We start from the raw sequence: 16,147 nt of genomic DNA on the forward strand, positions 1-16,147 counted from the left end.
TGAAATCAAGAATCAGTAGCAGCCTCAGTGGTGCACGTCTTTCCAGTACTCGCGATTGAGCAGCCAGGCGAAGACAAAGAACACCAGGATAAAGGCCAGCACAAAGAAGCCTACACGCTTGCGGTCTTCCGCCATCGGTTCAGCGATGTACTCCATGAAGTTCACCAGGTCGTAAACTGCCTGATCGAACTCCGCTGCGGTCATCGAGCCTTTGACACTGCCGACTTCAATGCTGCCGCAGTCCGCGTCCATGATCGGGTTACCCAGCTCATCGCGCACTACGTGGCCGTGGTCCTTCTTCGGTCCCGGCGCACACTCGGGCAGGCCCTGCAGCTCCATCAGTACATGCGGCATGCCCACATTGGGGAACACCTTGTTGTTCACCCCGGTGGGGCGGCTGTCATCCTTGTAGAAACTGCGCAGATAAGTGTAGAGCCATTCCGGAGAGCGGGCGCGAGCCACCAGGGTCAAGTCGGGCGGCGCGGCGCCAAACCATACCTTGGAGTCTTCCGGACGCATGGAGATTTCCATCAGGTTGCCGATCTTCGCATCGCCCAGCACCAGGTGCTCCATCATCAGCTCGTTGGGGATACCCAGGTCAGTCGCAACACGTCCCCAGCGGGAAAAGTTGGCACTGTGGCAGCCCATGCAGTAGTTGACGAAGTAGTTGGCACCGCGCTGCAGGGACGGCTTGTCCTGCAGATCGATGTTGATATTGTCCAGCTCAACTTGCGCACCAGCCGCGACCGCCTTGATCGGCAGGAATGCCAGCAGGCCCACGATGATGATGCCGCCAAACAGGAGGACAAAAGTCTTCTCACCAGAGGGGCTGGTAACACGCTCAGGTACCGGCTTCACGTGGTCACGGCTGGTCAGCCATGGCAATACCGCGAAGAAACCTGCCAGCACCAGGCTCATCAGGCCAACGAACAGGCTGGCCTTGAAGTTGGTGACCGCCATCCACAGGAACAGCACCCCGAAGATCACACTCACTACCCAGGACAGAGTGCTCTTACGCTCTTCCGGGTTAGTCCAGATCGGCATGGTGATGAAGTAGGCGAAATAGAACAGGGTAGCGACCTGTGCCAGGAAGTTCCGGCCCGGAGTCGGGGATTTTACGCCCAGATACCCCAGCACGATGAACATCGCTGCAAACACCAGCAGCAGTACCTTGGGCAGCATGCCTTTATAGCGAATGGAGCGCACCGGGCTCTTGTCCAGCCAGGGCAGCACGAACAGGATCGCGATCGCAGCACCCATGGCCACGAGGCCGAGGAACTTCGCGGTCAGCGGGCCGATATCGATGGTGACGGCACGCAGGATCGCGTAGAACGGTGTGAAGTACCAGACCGGCGCAATGTGCTCAGGAGTCTTCAACGGGTTGGCTTCCTCGAAGTTGGCATACTCAAGGAAGAAGCCGCCCATTTCGGGGAAGAAGAACACAACTACGCAGAAGATGAACAGGAATACCGCAATACCCACCAGGTCGTGCACGGTGTAGTACGGATGGAAAGCGACGCCATCTTTGGGGATGCCGTTTTCGTCCTTGTTCTTCTTGATGTCGATGCCATCGGGGTTGTTGGAGCCTACTTCGTGCAGCGCAAGGATATGCAGCACGACCAGCAGCACCAGCACCAGAGGCAGCGCGATCACATGCAGGGAGAAGAAGCGGGTCAGGGTAATGCCGGAGATCAGGTAGTCACCGCGAATCCACTGTACCAGATCCTCACCGATACCCGGGATGGCGCCGAACAGGGACACGATCACCTGAGCACCCCAGTAGGACATCTGGCCCCAGGGCAGTACGTAACCCATGAATGCTTCTGCCATCAGCACCAGATAGATGCACATGCCGAAGATCCATACCAGCTCGCGCGGCGGCTTGTAGGAGCCGTACATCAACCCGCGGAACATATGCAGGTACACCACCACGAAGAAGGCGGAAGCGCCGGTAGAGTGTAAGTAGCGGATGAGCCAACCCCACTCAACATCCCGCATGATGTATTCAACAGAGGCGAAAGCACCCTCTGCAGACGGGTTGTAGCTCATCACCAACCAGATACCGGTCAGCAGCTGGTTAACCAGTACCAGCATCGACAGGACGCCGAAGAAGTACCAGAGATTGAAATTCTTGGGCGCGTAGTACTTGCCCATGTGGGTATCCCACGCGCGATAAATCGGCAGACGCTGGTCTACCCAGTCACCCAGTGCGGTTAGCCAGTTCATGCGCTGCCCTCCTGATCCACGCCAATCACGATGATGTCATCACCCTCATAGGAATACGGCGGCACGTCCATGTTGGTCGGCGCGGGAACACCGGTATAGACGCGCCCCGCCATGTCGTACTTGGAGCCGTGACAGGGGCAGAAGAAACCGCCGAACCACTCGTCACCACCGAGGTCGGTAGCGCCTACTTCAGGGCGGAACATCGGCGCACAACCCAGGTGGGTACACAGGCCCACCATCACCAGCAGGTGCGCCTTGATGGCACGATTCTGGGGGTTGACGTACGGAGGCTGGATAGATTCCTCGGAGTTGGGATCGCGCAGCAGCGGGGTCACTTTCTCCAGGTTCTGCAGCACCTCCTCGGAACGTCGCACGACGTAAACCGGCTTTCCGCGCCACTCTACAGTGACCATCTGGCCCGGCTCCATCTTGCTGACGTTGAATTTCACCGGAGCGCCGGCGGCCTTGGCCTTGGCACTCGGATTCCAGGACTTGACGAAGGGTACGGCTACCCCAACGGCACCCACGCCACCAACTACCGAAGTAGCGGCCGTCAGGAACCGGCGCCGCCCTACGTTTACACCGTCATCACTCATGACGTATTTCTCCCATCACAGCGAAAGTTCGCTGGCCCAAACCCAAAAAATGTTCCGAAAAGAGGCGCCGCCGGCAAAGTGCCGGCGCCGATAAACCCCATAAATCAGGCGGATACAAATTCGCGCAATGTTAAAGAAAATGCCAATTTGATACAAGGAGAAGCCCGGGGGAACGTCGGTAAACCGGCGGCAAAATGGCGAGAAAATGAACAGAACTGGCGATGCAACGCCAGCCGGGTTCCACTCTCGCACAAATAAAAAAGCCCGGCAGGTGCCGGGCTTTGCAAGCAAGGGTAAGCGAATTAACGCTTGGAGAACTGCGGCTTCTTGCGCGCTTTACGCAGGCCGACCTTCTTCCGCTCTACCGCACGAGCGTCGCGGGTTACGTAACCCTCGGCGCGCAGCGGCTGGCGCAGCGCTTCGTCGTACTGCATCAGGGCGCGGGTCAGGCCGTGACGGATAGCACCCGCCTGACCGAAGGAACCACCACCTTTAACAGTGACGTTGATATCAAATTTTTCGACCATGTCGACCTTTTCCAGCGGCTGACGCACGATCATGCGAGCCACTTCACGGCCGAAGTACTGGTCCAGACTGCGACCGTTCACAGTGATTTTACCCTCACCTGCCTCGATAAATACACGAGCGGTGGAGGTCTTGCGGCGGCCGGTACCGTAGTATTGAGTAGTTGCCATCAGATTCTTCCCGTTTAGATCGCCAGTTCAGTCGGCTGTTGTGCCGCATGAGGATGTTCGCTGCCGCCGTATACTTTCAGCTTCTTGAACATGGCACGACCCAACGGACCTTTCGGCAGCATGCCTTTAACGGCGCTCTGAATGGTGCGCTCGGGCGCTTTCTCGATCAGCTTTTCGAAGCTGATGGACTTCAGACCACCAGGGTAGCCGGAGTGGCTGTGGTAGATCTTGTCTTTGGCCTTGTTGCCGGTCACGCGGACCTTCTCAGCATTGATCACGATCACGTAATCGCCGGTGTCCACGTGGGGCGTATATTCAGGCTTGTGCTTGCCGCGCAGACGGTGAGCGATCTCGGCGGAAATACGGCCGAGAGTCTTGTCCGCAGCGTCGACAATGAACCAGTCGCGTTTTACCGCTTCCGGCTTGGCACTGTATGTCTTCATGTTATAAACACCTGTAATGTGACCCTGGGTAAAGGGCCTTCCCACGAAAGAGCGCGGATAGTACAGAAGCGCCCCTGCCATTTCAAGCAGTTTAGGCTCAAATTTCAACCAACGACGGGAGCGTATGAATACGGGTCTCAGGGCCTGTGCGGGCGCGCCAGATACTCGCGGGACTGCATCTCTAGCAGCCGGCTCACCGTGCGCTGAAACTCGAAGGACAGATGCCGGGCCTGATAGAGCTCCTCTGCTGGCACCTCTGCCGATATGACCAGCTTGACGCAGCGGTCATAGAACTCATCGACCAGGTTGATGAAGCGTCTCGCCTGGCTCTCCATACGGCCGTCGAACTGAGGCACATTAGCCAGTAAAACGCTGTGATATTCGCGGGCCAACTCAATGTAATCATTCTGGGAGCGCGGCCCGTCGCAGAGTTCGGCAAATTCAAACCAGGCGACATCGTCAGCCTCACGCACCGCGGTGATGGTGCGCCCTTCAATCTCAAGCGCCACCGCCTCCCGGACCTCGGCCCCCTCGACGATGAGCGCGCTGAAGCTACGCGCCAGACTATGATCTGCCGCTTCATCCAGCGGGCTATGATAAAGCTCGGCCTTTTCCAGCGCCCGCAAGCGGTAATCGACTCCACCGTCCACGTTGACCACCTTGGTGTACCGTTTAAGCAGCTCGATAGCCGGCAGGAATCGTGCCCGCTGCAAGCCGTCCCGGTACAGGCCATCCGGCACGATGTTTGAGGTGGCCACCAGAGTGACTCCACGGCGAAACAGCGCATCCAGCAGGTTGGCGAGAATCATCGCATCGGTGATGTCAGAGACGAAGAACTCATCAAAGCAGAGCACCCGGGCCTTTCGTGCTATGCCATCGGCCACCTGCTCGAGCGGATTCTTCTCCCCCGCGAGCCCCTTCAACTCCTTGTGCACCTCCCGCATAAAGCGGTGGAAGTGCGTGCGGTACTTCTCCTCGAAGGGCAGCGACTCATAGAACGCATCCATCAGGTAGGTCTTGCCGCGCCCTACGCCACCCCAGAAATACAGCCCTATTTCCGGTTCCGGCACCGCCCGCCAGAGACTGCGCATCCGGCTCCAGACGCCAGCACTGGAGCGCTCCTGGAGCAGGCGCTGGTAAAGCTCCTCCAGCTCCACCACTGCCGCCTCCTGCGAAGCATCGGCAACAAACTCGGGGCGCTGAAGATCGCGCTGATAGCGCTGCATGGGCGAAAGGGGTGAATGCATGGTTCGGCTGTCGGCTGGATAACGGATTCACTTAGAGGGGGCGCACTCTACCAAACCTGCGGCAAATTCGCCTAGCATCAAGGCTTGCCACCGCAGCCGGGCCCATTGGCCCTGCGTCCCGGAAGAATGGCCAGTCAACCTGGAGGCCGGGCCGCCGACGGCACACAGATGACGTATAATGGGTGCGTCGTCAGGGACGACCGGTGAAATACCAATTTTGAGGAGAAGTCTTCGTGCACTCTACATCGGTTTTGATTCTGGTAGGCATTCTCGGCGTGGCGCTGGGTGCCCTGCTTGCTTTTCTCGCGGTACGCGGCCGCTCCGGCGTGGACCGCACTCAGGAGCTGGAGGCGAGGCTGCACGAGGCCAATAAAAAGCTGGAGGACTTCCAGCTGCAAGTGAACGAGCACTTCGACCAGACCTCGCAACTTGTTCACAATCTCACCGAGAGCTACCGGGAGGTACATGAGTACCTGTCCAACAGCGCCATGCGCCTGTCCAACCAGGATATCGGCCGGCAGATGCTGGAAGCGGGCAGCGGCAAGCTCAGTGACAATGACGAAAACCTCAAGGCTGTCACGCCGCCAAGGGACTGGGCGCCAAAAGAGCCCGGCGCCAAAGGGACCCTGGCCGAAGACTTCGGCCTGGACAAGGAGCCACTGGAAACCTCAGAGCCGGCCACAAACCGCTGAGCGAAGATAAATGGCTCCCGGCACTCCTGATTACAAAGACAGGAGCGCCGTCCTAAAGACACAAAAAAGGGCGGGTTAAACCCGCCCTTTTTAATGCCTGCTTACAGGCTCTGATAGTAATCCATCAGAATCTGCGCCACTTCGGGGCGGGAGAATTCCGGCGGCGGCGCAATACCATCGCCCAGCAACTCGCGCACCTTGGTGCCAGACAGCAGGATAAAGTCTTCCTTGGTGTGATCCGGCACATCACGCATCATCACCACCTTATTCAGCTTCTTGGAATATGCGGTGTGGTCCGCACGGTAGATGGCGATTTCCAGTGCGCCTTCGGGCACTTTCTGGTCAAAGATGGTCTGGGCGTCGAAAGCACCGTAATAATCACCAACGCCAGCGTGATCGCGGCCAACAATCAGGTGGCTGCAGCCACAGTTCTGGCGGAATACCGCGTGCAGCACCGCCTCGCGGGGACCTGCGTACAGCATGTCAAAACCGTAACCGGTCACCATGACGGTGTTTGCGGGGAAGTAGAGTTCCACCATTTTGCGGATTGACGCATCGCGCACCGGTGCGGGGATGTCGCCCGGCTTCAGCTTGCCCAGCAGCATGTGAATCAGCACGCCGTCGGCGTCCACGTCCTCAAGGGCCATCTTGCACAGCTCCTCATGGGCGCGGTGCATGGGGTTACGGGTCTGGAAGGCAACCACCTTATTCCAGCCACGCTCGATGAATTCATTGCGGATCTCCACCGCGGTGCGGAAGGTGTCCGGGAAGTCGCTCTGGAAGTAGCTGAAGTTCAACACTTCGATCGGACCGGAGATCAGCTTGCGACCGGTGGACTTGAAAGTGGCAACGCCAGGGTGTTTCTCATCCAGGGTACCGAAGACATGCTCCGCCATGGTGCTGATCTGCTCTTCAGACACCGTTTCGATAGCTTCGACATCCATGATGGCCAGTACGGGATTGCCCTCGATGTTCGGGTCGCGCAGGGCAATGCGGGATGCACCCTCGATGGCACTGGTGTCCTCCACCATATTGAGTACCGGCACCGGCCAGAATAGGCCGTCCACAGTACGCAGAGTCTCCGCCACACTCATGGCATCCGCCACGTTCATATAGCCGTGCAGCGGGTTGAAATAGCCCGCACCCAGCATCACCGCGTTCGCCGCAGCCGCTGAGCTGATAACGATGGAAGGCAGAGACTCGGCCTCGTGCATCAGTTCGTGGTGTCTCTCGCTGTCGTAAACAAATCGTGGCTGCAGCTGGGCGCTGCCATGCGGCCGAACCAGGGACATAGGACTCTCCAAATCGAGTAAAACAGTGGTCTTGGAATTTTTGGACCCGCCATTATACGGATCTGGCGCCAATCACCAACGGGGACAGCCCATGTATAATGGCCAGCAAATCTAGGAGTTCTGCGTGTCCCTACAACGATTTCTGCAAGACTGGGCTGCCCCGGCCGCCATCGGACTGGCGCTGGCGGCGGCAATTCTGCTGCTGTTCCCCCAGCTGCGCGGCGGCCCTACCCCCACCTCAGCGGACCAGTGGCAGGGGCCGGTCTCTTATGCCGCAGCGGTGCGCCGCGCCACACCGGCGGTGGTCAACATCTATAGCCGCATCCCGCTCTCTTCCCACCCTCAGGCCAACAACCCCTACTTTCGCTTACTGCTCGAGCGCATGAACCCGCAGCAGCGACAGCGCATGGAGTCCAACCTTGGCTCGGGGGTCATCGTCAGTGATGAGGGCTACATCCTCACCAATCACCACGTGATCGATCAGGCCGACGCGATCGTGGTCTTGCTGCCGGATGGACGGGAGGCCCTGGCGCAGCTGGTGGGAAGTGACGCAGATTTTGATCTGGCGGTTCTCAAGGTGGACCTGCCGCGACTGACCGCCATTGAGGTCGGTGAACCCCAACAGGCTGAGGTCGGGGATGTGGTACTGGCGATCGGCAATCCCCTCGGAGTCGGCCAGTCAGTGACCCAGGGCATCATCAGCGCTACCGGCGAGCGCTACGTGAACCTGGGCGCCGGTGGCACTGGGAGCTACCTTCAGGATTTTCTCCAGACCGATGCGGCGATCAACCCCGGCAACTCCGGCGGCGCACTGGTCGACGCCCACGGTCGCCTGCTGGGCATCAATACCACCGAGTTGAGCGAGAGCGGCTATGCAGGTGGTGTCGGCTTCGCGATTCCGGCGAATATCGCATTCAAGGTAATGCAGGACATCATCGAATACGGACGCGTGGTTCCCGGCTGGTTGGGCATCGAGGCTCAGGCGGTCACTCCACAGCTGGCTCGGGCGTTTAACCTGGGCTCAAGCAATGGCGTGATCGTGACCGCCATCTACAACCAGGGACCGGCCCATCAGGCCGGACTACAGCCAGGGGACGTGATAACACATATCGACGGCTTGCCGATCAATGATGGCATACGCGGGGTTGCGGCCATGGCCACTTTGCGACCGGGAGATACCGTCGCAATTACCTATGTCCGCGAAGGAGAATCCCGCACCGTGACTGCCACCGTCTCGGAAAAACCCTCGACACAACAGAACAATTGATGGGAGATGACAGCATGCGGAAGCTGGTTGCCACCTTACTACTGCTTTTACCTTTCTTGGCGGTCGCGGAAACCTCCGACGAGGCACGGCTGCAGACCCTACTCGACCGCTTCCTGGCGGGAGCGGCCAGCGATCCGGAGGTCCACAGTCGCTTCTGGGCCGATGACCTGATCTACACCAGCTCTTCAGGGCAGCGTTTCGGCAAGAGAAAAATCATGGAGGGCATGGAACAGTCCAGTGATGAGCCCATCACCGCCAGCTACCACGCGGAGGAGGTGGATATTCGCCTGTTCGGCGATACGGCAGTGGTCGCCTTCCAGCTGATTGGTGAAGAGAGCGGTGAGGGGCAGAAAAAAACCAGCCGCTATTACAACACCGGCACTTTTCTGAAGCGGAATGGCCAATGGCAGGCAGTGGCGTGGCAGGCCACGCGCATTCCCGACTGACACTCGCCATACAGCCCCAAAAAGCGAGGGCAATCGCGGAAAAGCCCCCTCGCCCGTCTGCGGATCTACTTGTTCCGTACCCGATACTCCGCCGAGCGGGCGTGTGCCTCCAGGCCCTCGCCCCGCGCAAGGATTCCTGCCACCCGCCCCAGCGTCTTAGCACCCTCCGGCGAGCAATAGATGATCGAACTGCGCTTCTGGAAATCGTAGACCCCGAGCGGCGACGAGAATCTGGCGGTACCGCTGGTGGGGAGGACGTGATTGGGCCCGGCACAATAGTCTCCCAGCGCTTCCGCCGTATGACGACCCAGGAAAATGGCCCCGGCATTGCGAATCAGGGGCAGATATTTCTCCGGATTGGCCACCGAGAGCTCCAGGTGCTCAGGTGCAATACGGTTGGAGATGGCGATGGCCGATTCGATGGAATCCACGGCGACAAGGGCGCCGCGCTCCTTCAACGAAACTGCGGCGATCTCCCGCCTGGGCAATTCTGCCAGTAACTTCTCCAGCGCGCGCTCTACCGCATCCAGAAACTCCTGATCGGGACTGACCAGAATCGACTGCGCCTGCTCGTCATGCTCGGCCTGGGACAGGAGATCCATGGCGATCCAGTCTGGATCCGTCTCACCGTCACAGATCACCAGAATCTCTGACGGACCGGCAATCATGTCGATGGCGACCTGGCCGAATACGGCACGCTTGGCCGAGGCGACGAAAATGTTGCCCGGACCGACAATCTTGTCCACTCTCGGCACCGCCTCGGTACCATATGCCAGTGCCGCCACAGCCTGGGCGCCACCGATGGTGAACACGCGATCCACGCCGGCGATGGCGGCAGCAGCCAGCACCAGGTCACTGATCTGGTTATCCGGCGCCGGCACAACCATCACCACCTCTTCGACACCGGCCACCTTGGCGGGTATGGCATTCATCAACACCGAGGAGGGGTAACTGGCCTTGCCACCGGGCACGTAGATACCCACGCGCTCCATAGGAGTAATCTGCTGGCCGAGGACAGTGCCATCCGCCTCGCGGTACTGCCAGGACTCCTGCTTCTGATGATCGTGATAGGCGCGCACCCGCTCCGCAGCCGCCTCCAGAGCGCGCCGGGCCTCAGGCGCCACTCGCTCCCGCGCTGCCTGTAACTCCGACGCCGACACCATGAAGTCACCCGCGGCCTGCAGCTGTCGCCGGTCAAACTGGTTCGTATACGAGATGACGGCTACATCGCCGTGTGCGCGGACCTCGCGCAGAATCTCCGCTACCGTCTCCTCGACCCGGTGATCAGCGACCGATTCCCAGGCCAGCAGCAGTTCCAGCTGGGCATCAAAATCCGGGGCGAGACTATCTAACTGGCGAATGACGGCCATGCTTTTGACCCTGCTCCTGCTCTGTACTGCTTTTTCCTGAATAGCGATTTAAGGCGCCGAATTTATGCCACAGGTTCTGTGCCAACGGCTTCAGCGAGCCGGTCCACCAATGCGCGGATGGGCTCGTACTTCATTTTCATCGACGCCTTGTTGACGATCAGACGGCTGCTGATCTGGGCAATCGTGTCCCGCGCCTCCAGCCCGTTGGCCTTGAGGGTATTACCGGTATCCACGATATCGACGATCTCATCCGCCAGCCCCATCAGTGGAGCCAGCTCCATAGCGCCATACAGCTTGATGATATCTGCCTGACGGCCCCGCGCAGCGTAATACCGCCGCGCGCTCTCGACGAACTTCGTCGCCACTTTGATCCGACCACGGGGCAGCTCTGCACCACGAATTCCGGCCGTCATCAGGCGGCAGCGGGCGATGCCGAGATCCAGGGGCTCGTAGATACCGTCGGTGCGATGCTCCAGCAGGGTGTCTTTGCCAGCCACACCAAGATCAGCCGCTCCGTGCTGCACATAGGTCGGCACATCGGAGCCGCGCAACAGCAACAGCCGCACGCCTTCCCGGTTGGTATCAAAAATCAGCTTGCGACTGCTGAAAATATCTTCGGCGGGCTCGAGTCCGGCGGCGGCCAGCAGCGGCAGAGTTTCCTTGAGGATTCTGCCCTTGGTCAGGGCGATAGTGATCTGCATGAGACTTATGAGTTATTTATCGGTATCGCCGCGGGGCATGACCCCGCGACACTTGAGAACAGCCTTCGGTGGACAGATTGTCGGCAGCCAGTTTACCCGGGTACCCGTCGAATGTTGGCGCCCAGCTGTTGCAGTTTTTCTTCGATGCACTCGTAACCGCGGTCAATGTGGTAAATACGATCAACCACTGTCGTACCTTCGGCAATCATCCCTGCAATGACGAGACTGGCAGAGGCCCGCAGGTCCGAGGCCATCACCGGCGCCCCCTTGAGCTGCTCCACGCCAGTCACAATCGCCGTGTTGCCTTCAAGCGTGATGTTGGCCCCCATACGATTGAGTTCGTGGACCTGGATCAGGCGGTTTTCGAAAATTGTCTCGACCACGGTGCCCTTCCCTTCTGCCACCGCATTCATGGCCATCAGCTGGGACTGCATATCCGTGGGGAAGGCCGGATAGGGCGCCGTACGGAAACTCACCGCTTTGGGGCGGTTGCCCTTCATATCGAGCTCGATCCAGCCATCCCCGGCGCTGAGGTGGGCTCCGGCCTCCTCAAACTTCAACAGTACCGCGTCGAGAATATCTGCGCGGGTGTGAGTGAGGCGAACCTTGCCGCGGGAGGCAGCCGCCGCAGCGAGGAAGGTACCGGTCTCGATACGATCCGGCATCACGCTGAAGGTACAGGGGTTCAGGCGCGGCACGCCGTGCACACGCATGGTGTCGGTACCCACGCCTTCGATCTGGGCACCCATGGCGATCAAAAACTCTGCCAGGTCGACGATCTCGGGCTCGCGGGCGGCGTTGTGCAGCACGGTAGTGCCCTCGGCGAGTACCGCCGCCATCAGCAGATTCTCGGTGCCACCGACTGTGACCTTTTCCATCACGATGTTGGCGCCTTTCAGGCGGCCATTGGAGCGGGCGCGAATAAAGCCCTCATCGATGGTGATTTCGGCACCCATCGCCTCCAGGCCCTTGAGGTGGATATCCACCGGCCGGCTGCCGATCGCGCAGCCGCCGGGGAAGGACACATTGGCCACCCCGTGACGGGCCAGCAGTGGCCCGAGCACCAGGATCGAGGCGCGCATGGTCTTCACCAGCTCATAGGGTGCGGTGAGATCATTCACCGAACGCGGATCGATCTCTACACCGAGCTTTTCATCAATCGTGACATCGCAGCCCATACACCTCAGCAGAGTGATCATGGTGGTGATGTCATTGAGGTGCGGCAGGTTATGGATATGTACCGGCCCATCAGCCAGCAGTGCAGCCGCAAGGATTGGCAGCGCGGAATTCTTTGCACCGGAAATCTTCAGGGTGCCGGATGTCGGGCCGCTCCCCTCAATAATCAGTTTGTCCATGGGATACGGGCCTACTGTCCGGCTTCTGCCGGCGTGAGTGTCTGCATCTGCACAGCGTGCAGGGTACCGTCGGCAATTTTGTCACCGAGCGCGCCATAGACCAGCTGCTGCTTCTTCAGGCGACTCAGGCCCTCAAAGGCCGGACTGACCACAGTCACCATGAGGTGACTGCCCTCGAAGGCCACATCGACCTGGCTGTCTGGAATGTGCCCTTCGATCAGGGTTTTGATTTCTTCGGGTTGCATAGGCGGGAAACACAGAGTTGGATTGCAAAATAGCGCGGCAGTTTACTGGAAACAGCCGGTCCGCGCAGCCGCGCGGACCGGACTCGCACTTAACTGACCTGGTCTGCGACCTGATCTGCGGACCAGTTCGCAATGACCTTGTCGATATCACCATGAGTCTGCATGGCCTGAGCAAACTGGCTGCGGAAAGTCTTACCGAGGTTCACACCGTTGAGAATCACATTGATCAGCTTCCACTGGCCGGCCCGGTTGCGCACCAGGGTATAGGACACTTTGGTGATCCCCTCCTTGCTGCGCACTTCCTGAAGTACGTTTACCCGGTTGCCGGAGGGGTTCGAGCCCGGATTCACCACGCGCACATCCATATCGCCGAACGTCGCCACGCCACGGGCAAAGGTTGACACCAGGTCACGGCGGAAGGTGCTGGCGAAACGGGACTGTTGGGCGGCCGAAGCCTGCTTGGCATAGCGCCCCATCACGCCGCGGGCGATAAAATCAAAGTCCACCACCGGCGCCAGGACGCTGTCCACCGCGTTGTAATAGCGCTGGGGGTCAGAGTTCAGGTACTGGGATTTGGAGCGGATAACCCCCAGCAGGCTCTGGGAAACACCCTCGATAACGTTGTAAGGGTTCTGGGCTGCACTCACCGCCGGGGCCCAGGCGGACAAGAAAAGAGTGCAGAATGCGGCCTGCAACCACAGAACCAGCGGATTGCGGCCGGGTACGGAAATAGCGTTCACAAAGTGTCTCCCATTTGGCAAATCGGTCCTTGGACGCGATGGGCGTCATAAAGTGCCACGATACTGCCGCTTTTTCTGACTGGATCAGTCTATTCAGAGCCTCCCGGAAGTGTGCGAACCGGCTGAGGCTGACAGCGACGGCGGCAGACTATACCATGGCCGCGCCCGCGGATGTTGTGGCCTCGATTACAGTCGGTTACACCCGCACATCTCATTTTTCACCTAAATCATTCTTTGAGGGTAGCATGCCGGAAGTATGGCAGGCGGCACTGGCACTGCTCGCCGGGTTAGCCGGGCTTGTCTGGGGCGCAGACCGCTTTGTCGCGGGCAGCGCAGCACTCGCATTGCGCCTCGGCCTTTCCAAACTGGTCATCGGCCTGACCATTGTCTCCCTCGGCACTTCTGCTCCCGAAATCATGATTGCCGTGAGTGCTGCGCAGCGAGGCGCCGGTGAACTCGCCATCGGCAATGCCCTCGGCTCCAACCTGGCCAACATCGGTCTCGTACTCGGGGCAACCGCGCTGATCGCCCCGTTGCCAGTCCAGCGACACTTGCTGGGCCAGGAGATCCCCGCGCTGCTGGCTGTCACTGTTCTGGCGGGCTTCGTGCTCCGCGATGCACGCCTAACTGCCGGTGAAGGCTTCTTTCTGATCGCCCTGCTTTTGCTTCTTTTATGGATGACAGTGCGCCTGAAGAAACGCCGCCACGGCAGCGAGGAGGAAGATGTGGAAATTCGCGACTACACCGCTTCTCGCGGCTTCCTCTGGTTCGGGATCGGACTGGCAGCTCTTCTGGCTAGTGCCGACATCCTGGTTTGGGGGGCAAGCCATCTGGCCGCCGCGGCGGGTATCAGCCCACTGGTCATCGGGCTTACCGTCGTGGCCGTGGGCACCAGCCTGCCGGAGCTTGCCGCCTCGGTCGCAAGCGCCCTCAAGGGCCACTTTGACCTCGCTATCGGCAACGTTGTCGGCTCCAATGTCGTTAATATTCTCGCTGTCATGGCTGTTCCCGGTATCATCGCCCCCCTGTACATGCAACCGGTGGTATTCCAGCGCGACTATCTGGCAATGCTGGCAATGACGTTGCTACTGGTAAGCGCAGTGGCCACGAGCCTGTGGCGGCGCCCCTATGGCGCCCGAATCGGAAGGCGCATCGGCGCCCTGCTGCTCGGCAGTTATGGGGCCTACTACTGGCTGCTGCTACAGACGTGAACAACGAGCCGCCTAATTCCTACACTCAAGTAAAGCTGTTTACAGAGATAAACAATGACCCAGGATCTGATCTTACAAGCTGGCCGCCGCACCATATTGATGGAGACCGAGGCGGTGGCCGCGCTGGAGCATCGCGTCAATGCCGATTTCAAGAAAGCCTGTGAACTGATCCTTCAGTGCCGCGGCCGCACCATCGTCACCGGCATGGGGAAATCCGGCCATGTCGGCGGTAAGATCGCGGCCACACTGGCCAGCACCGGCACGCCGAGCTTTTTCGTGCACCCCGGCGAAGCCAGTCACGGTGACCTGGGCATGATCACCCGCGAAGACCTGGTTATCGCCATCTCCAATTCCGGCTCCTCCGCCGAGGTGCTGACTCTGCTGCCGCTGCTGAAACGGCTGGGTATCCCCATGATCAGCATGACCGGGAAACCCGATTCACCGCTGGCGCAGGCCGCGGATGTGAACCTGGATATTTCCGTGGAAACTGAGGCCTGCCCGTTAAACCTGGCCCCAACCTCATCCACCACAGTCACGCTGGTCATGGGTGATGCGCTGGCAGTGGCACTGCTGGAGGCCCGCGGCTTCACCGCCGAGGACTTCGCCTTTTCCCACCCGGGCGGCGCCCTGGGTCGGCGACTACTGCTCAAGGTCGAAGACGTGATGCACGCCGGTGACGAACTTCCGCAAGTCTCCCCGGAAACCCTGCTGTCCAAGGCCTTGCTGGAAATGACCAGCAAGGGTTTCGGAATGACTACGGTGGTGGATAACAAAGGAACCCTGCTGGGCGTATTTACCGACGGCGACCTGCGCCGGGTCATCGACCACAAAGTGGAGCTGGACACCGCCACCATGGATGCAGTGATGAGCCGCCGCCCGAAGACGGTATCCAAGGACACCCTGGCTGCGGAGGCACTGCGGATTATGGAAGACAACCGCATTACCGCGCTGGTGGTTGAAGACGATGCCCACCATCCCATCGGCGTGCTACATATGCACGATATACTGCGTGCCGGCGTCATCTGAAGGAATAAAAGGAAAGAGACCAGTGAGTTCCAAGCACAAAGAACAAAGCGAAGCGCAGAAACAGCAGGCGCATATCGACCAGAAGCTGGCTCAGGTGCGCCACCTGGTGCTGGATGTGGACGGCGTCCTCACCGACGGCCGCCTCTACTTCGACAACAGCGGCAACGAGCTGAAGACCTTTAGCACCCTGGACGGCCACGGCATCAAGATGCTGCAGAAATCCGGCGTGCAGGTTGCGATCATTACCGGACGCCGCAGCAGTGTGGTTGAGCGCAGAGCCCACGATCTCGGCGTGCACAAGCTGATTCAGGGGCGCGAGGACAAGTTCACCGCGCTCAGGGAGCTATTCGGCGACGATGGCTATCGCCTCGAGGACATTGCCTATGTCGGCGACGACTACCCGGACCTGCTGGTAATGAACCGCGTGGGCTGCCCGATCTCGGTACCCAACGCGGCGCCGCCGGTGCGTGAGCGCGCCATCTGGGTAACCGAAGCGAGAGGTGGTGAAGGCGCGGTGCGGGAGGTCTGCGATCGCATCATGAAGGCTCAGGGCACTTTTGATGCCGCGCTCGCTCCATATCTACAGACAGTCTGA

At 59.7% G+C, this 16,147-nt stretch carries 17 protein-coding genes; 6 read left to right on the plus strand and 11 right to left on the minus strand.

Annotated elements, in window-relative coordinates; all coding sequences use genetic code 11:
* Positions 1-24 precede the first annotated feature (24 nt).
* The 5 genes from AUP74_RS16855 to zapE form a co-directional block, all read right to left on the minus strand.
* Positions 25-2,226, minus strand: coding sequence for a ubiquinol-cytochrome c reductase (locus AUP74_RS16855; protein ID WP_069948580.1), 2,202 nt, complete (start codon positions 2,224-2,226; stop codon positions 25-27).
* Positions 2,223-2,822, minus strand: coding sequence for a ubiquinol-cytochrome c reductase iron-sulfur subunit (gene petA, locus AUP74_RS16860; RefSeq protein WP_069948581.1), 600 nt, complete (start codon positions 2,820-2,822; stop codon positions 2,223-2,225). The genes AUP74_RS16855 and petA overlap by 4 nt, the downstream gene beginning before the upstream one ends.
* A 302-nt stretch (positions 2,823-3,124) precedes the next feature.
* Complete coding sequence (rpsI, locus tag AUP74_RS16865; RefSeq protein ID WP_069948582.1) at positions 3,125-3,517, minus strand: 30S ribosomal protein S9; 393 nt, start codon at positions 3,515-3,517, stop codon at positions 3,125-3,127.
* Positions 3,518-3,531: 14 nt separating this feature from the next.
* Positions 3,532-3,960: a 50S ribosomal protein L13 gene (gene rplM, locus AUP74_RS16870; RefSeq protein WP_069948583.1), complete on the minus strand. Its 429-nt coding sequence runs from the start codon at positions 3,958-3,960 to the stop codon at positions 3,532-3,534.
* 137 nt (positions 3,961-4,097) lie between these two features.
* A complete protein-coding gene (gene zapE / locus AUP74_RS16875; RefSeq protein WP_069948584.1) occupies positions 4,098-5,207 on the minus strand; it encodes a cell division protein ZapE in 1,110 nt (369 codons plus the stop codon).
* Between the two features lie 233 nt (positions 5,208-5,440).
* Between zapE and AUP74_RS16880 the strand changes: the two genes are divergently transcribed.
* A complete protein-coding gene (locus tag AUP74_RS16880; RefSeq protein WP_069948585.1) occupies positions 5,441-5,899 on the plus strand; it encodes a Z-ring associated ZapG family protein in 459 nt (152 codons plus the stop codon).
* 101 nt (positions 5,900-6,000) lie between these two features.
* Here AUP74_RS16880 and sat read toward each other — a convergent pair whose 3' ends face one another.
* Positions 6,001-7,191 carry a sulfate adenylyltransferase gene (sat, locus tag AUP74_RS16885; RefSeq protein ID WP_226999838.1) on the minus strand — a complete coding sequence of 397 codons (1,191 nt, stop codon included), beginning with the start codon at positions 7,189-7,191 and terminating at the stop codon, positions 6,001-6,003.
* Between the two features lie 124 nt (positions 7,192-7,315).
* Here sat and AUP74_RS16890 point away from each other — a divergent pair, with 124 nt between their 5' ends.
* Both AUP74_RS16890 and AUP74_RS16895 read left to right on the plus strand, forming a co-directional pair.
* Entirely contained in the window at positions 7,316-8,458 is a 1,143-nt protein-coding gene (locus tag AUP74_RS16890; protein ID WP_069948586.1) for a S1C family serine protease, read from the plus strand.
* Positions 8,459-8,472: 14 nt separating this feature from the next.
* Entirely contained in the window at positions 8,473-8,904 is a 432-nt protein-coding gene (locus tag AUP74_RS16895) for a nuclear transport factor 2 family protein (RefSeq protein ID WP_069948989.1), read from the plus strand.
* 65 nt (positions 8,905-8,969) lie between these two features.
* Here the strand turns inward: AUP74_RS16895 and hisD are convergent, their stop codons facing one another.
* From hisD to AUP74_RS16920, 5 genes are all read right to left on the minus strand, one after another.
* A complete protein-coding gene (gene hisD / locus AUP74_RS16900; RefSeq protein ID WP_069948587.1) occupies positions 8,970-10,274 on the minus strand; it encodes a histidinol dehydrogenase in 1,305 nt (434 codons plus the stop codon).
* Positions 10,275-10,336: 62 nt separating this feature from the next.
* Entirely contained in the window at positions 10,337-10,975 is a 639-nt protein-coding gene (gene hisG, locus AUP74_RS16905; protein WP_069948588.1) for an ATP phosphoribosyltransferase, read from the minus strand.
* Between the two features lie 92 nt (positions 10,976-11,067).
* Complete coding sequence (gene murA / locus AUP74_RS16910; protein WP_069948589.1) at positions 11,068-12,330, minus strand: UDP-N-acetylglucosamine 1-carboxyvinyltransferase; 1,263 nt, start codon at positions 12,328-12,330, stop codon at positions 11,068-11,070.
* A gap of 11 nt (positions 12,331-12,341) precedes the next feature.
* Entirely contained in the window at positions 12,342-12,575 is a 234-nt protein-coding gene (locus tag AUP74_RS16915) for a BolA family protein (RefSeq protein WP_069948590.1), read from the minus strand.
* Between the two features lie 89 nt (positions 12,576-12,664).
* Positions 12,665-13,315, minus strand: coding sequence for an MlaC/ttg2D family ABC transporter substrate-binding protein (locus tag AUP74_RS16920; RefSeq protein ID WP_083261072.1), 651 nt, complete (start codon positions 13,313-13,315; stop codon positions 12,665-12,667).
* 245 nt (positions 13,316-13,560) lie between these two features.
* On the opposite strand from AUP74_RS16920, the gene AUP74_RS16925 reads away from it, so the two are divergent.
* The 3 genes from AUP74_RS16925 to AUP74_RS16935 are packed head-to-tail and all read left to right on the plus strand — an operon-like array spanning position 13,561 to position 16,147.
* Positions 13,561-14,526, plus strand: a complete 966-nt coding sequence (locus tag AUP74_RS16925) for a calcium/sodium antiporter (RefSeq protein WP_069948991.1) — start codon at positions 13,561-13,563, stop codon at positions 14,524-14,526.
* A 54-nt stretch (positions 14,527-14,580) separates the two neighbouring features.
* Positions 14,581-15,552, plus strand: coding sequence for a KpsF/GutQ family sugar-phosphate isomerase (locus AUP74_RS16930; RefSeq protein WP_069948591.1), 972 nt, complete (start codon positions 14,581-14,583; stop codon positions 15,550-15,552).
* 22 nt (positions 15,553-15,574) lie between these two features.
* Positions 15,575-16,147, plus strand: coding sequence for a KdsC family phosphatase (locus AUP74_RS16935; RefSeq protein WP_472436429.1), 573 nt, complete (start codon positions 15,575-15,577; stop codon positions 16,145-16,147).

It is taken from the genome of Microbulbifer aggregans (assembly GCF_001750105.1).
GTDB lineage: Bacteria > Pseudomonadota > Gammaproteobacteria > Pseudomonadales > Cellvibrionaceae > Microbulbifer > Microbulbifer aggregans.

Excerpts from the sequence above, each read along its gene's own strand:
- AUP74_RS16855 (WP_069948580.1), bottom strand. The coding sequence starts at position 2,226 with ATGAACTGGCTAACCGCACTGGGTGACTGGGTAGACCAGCGTCTGCCG.
- petA (WP_069948581.1), bottom strand. The coding sequence starts at position 2,822 with ATGAGTGATGACGGTGTAAACGTAGGGCGGCGCCGGTTCCTGACGGCC.
- rpsI (WP_069948582.1), bottom strand. The coding sequence starts at position 3,517 with ATGGCAACTACTCAATACTACGGTACCGGCCGCCGCAAGACCTCCACC.
- rplM (WP_069948583.1), bottom strand. The coding sequence starts at position 3,960 with ATGAAGACATACAGTGCCAAGCCGGAAGCGGTAAAACGCGACTGGTTC.
- zapE (WP_069948584.1), bottom strand. The coding sequence starts at position 5,207 with ATGCATTCACCCCTTTCGCCCATGCAGCGCTATCAGCGCGATCTTCAG.
- sat (WP_226999838.1), bottom strand. The coding sequence starts at position 7,191 with ATGTCCCTGGTTCGGCCGCATGGCAGCGCCCAGCTGCAGCCACGATTT.
- AUP74_RS16895 (WP_069948989.1), top strand. The coding sequence starts at position 8,473 with ATGCGGAAGCTGGTTGCCACCTTACTACTGCTTTTACCTTTCTTGGCG.
- hisD (WP_069948587.1), bottom strand. The coding sequence starts at position 10,274 with ATGGCCGTCATTCGCCAGTTAGATAGTCTCGCCCCGGATTTTGATGCC.
- hisG (WP_069948588.1), bottom strand. The coding sequence starts at position 10,975 with ATGCAGATCACTATCGCCCTGACCAAGGGCAGAATCCTCAAGGAAACT.
- murA (WP_069948589.1), bottom strand. The coding sequence starts at position 12,330 with ATGGACAAACTGATTATTGAGGGGAGCGGCCCGACATCCGGCACCCTG.
- AUP74_RS16915 (WP_069948590.1), bottom strand. The coding sequence starts at position 12,575 with ATGCAACCCGAAGAAATCAAAACCCTGATCGAAGGGCACATTCCAGAC.
- AUP74_RS16925 (WP_069948991.1), top strand. The coding sequence starts at position 13,561 with ATGCCGGAAGTATGGCAGGCGGCACTGGCACTGCTCGCCGGGTTAGCC.
- AUP74_RS16930 (WP_069948591.1), top strand. The coding sequence starts at position 14,581 with ATGACCCAGGATCTGATCTTACAAGCTGGCCGCCGCACCATATTGATG.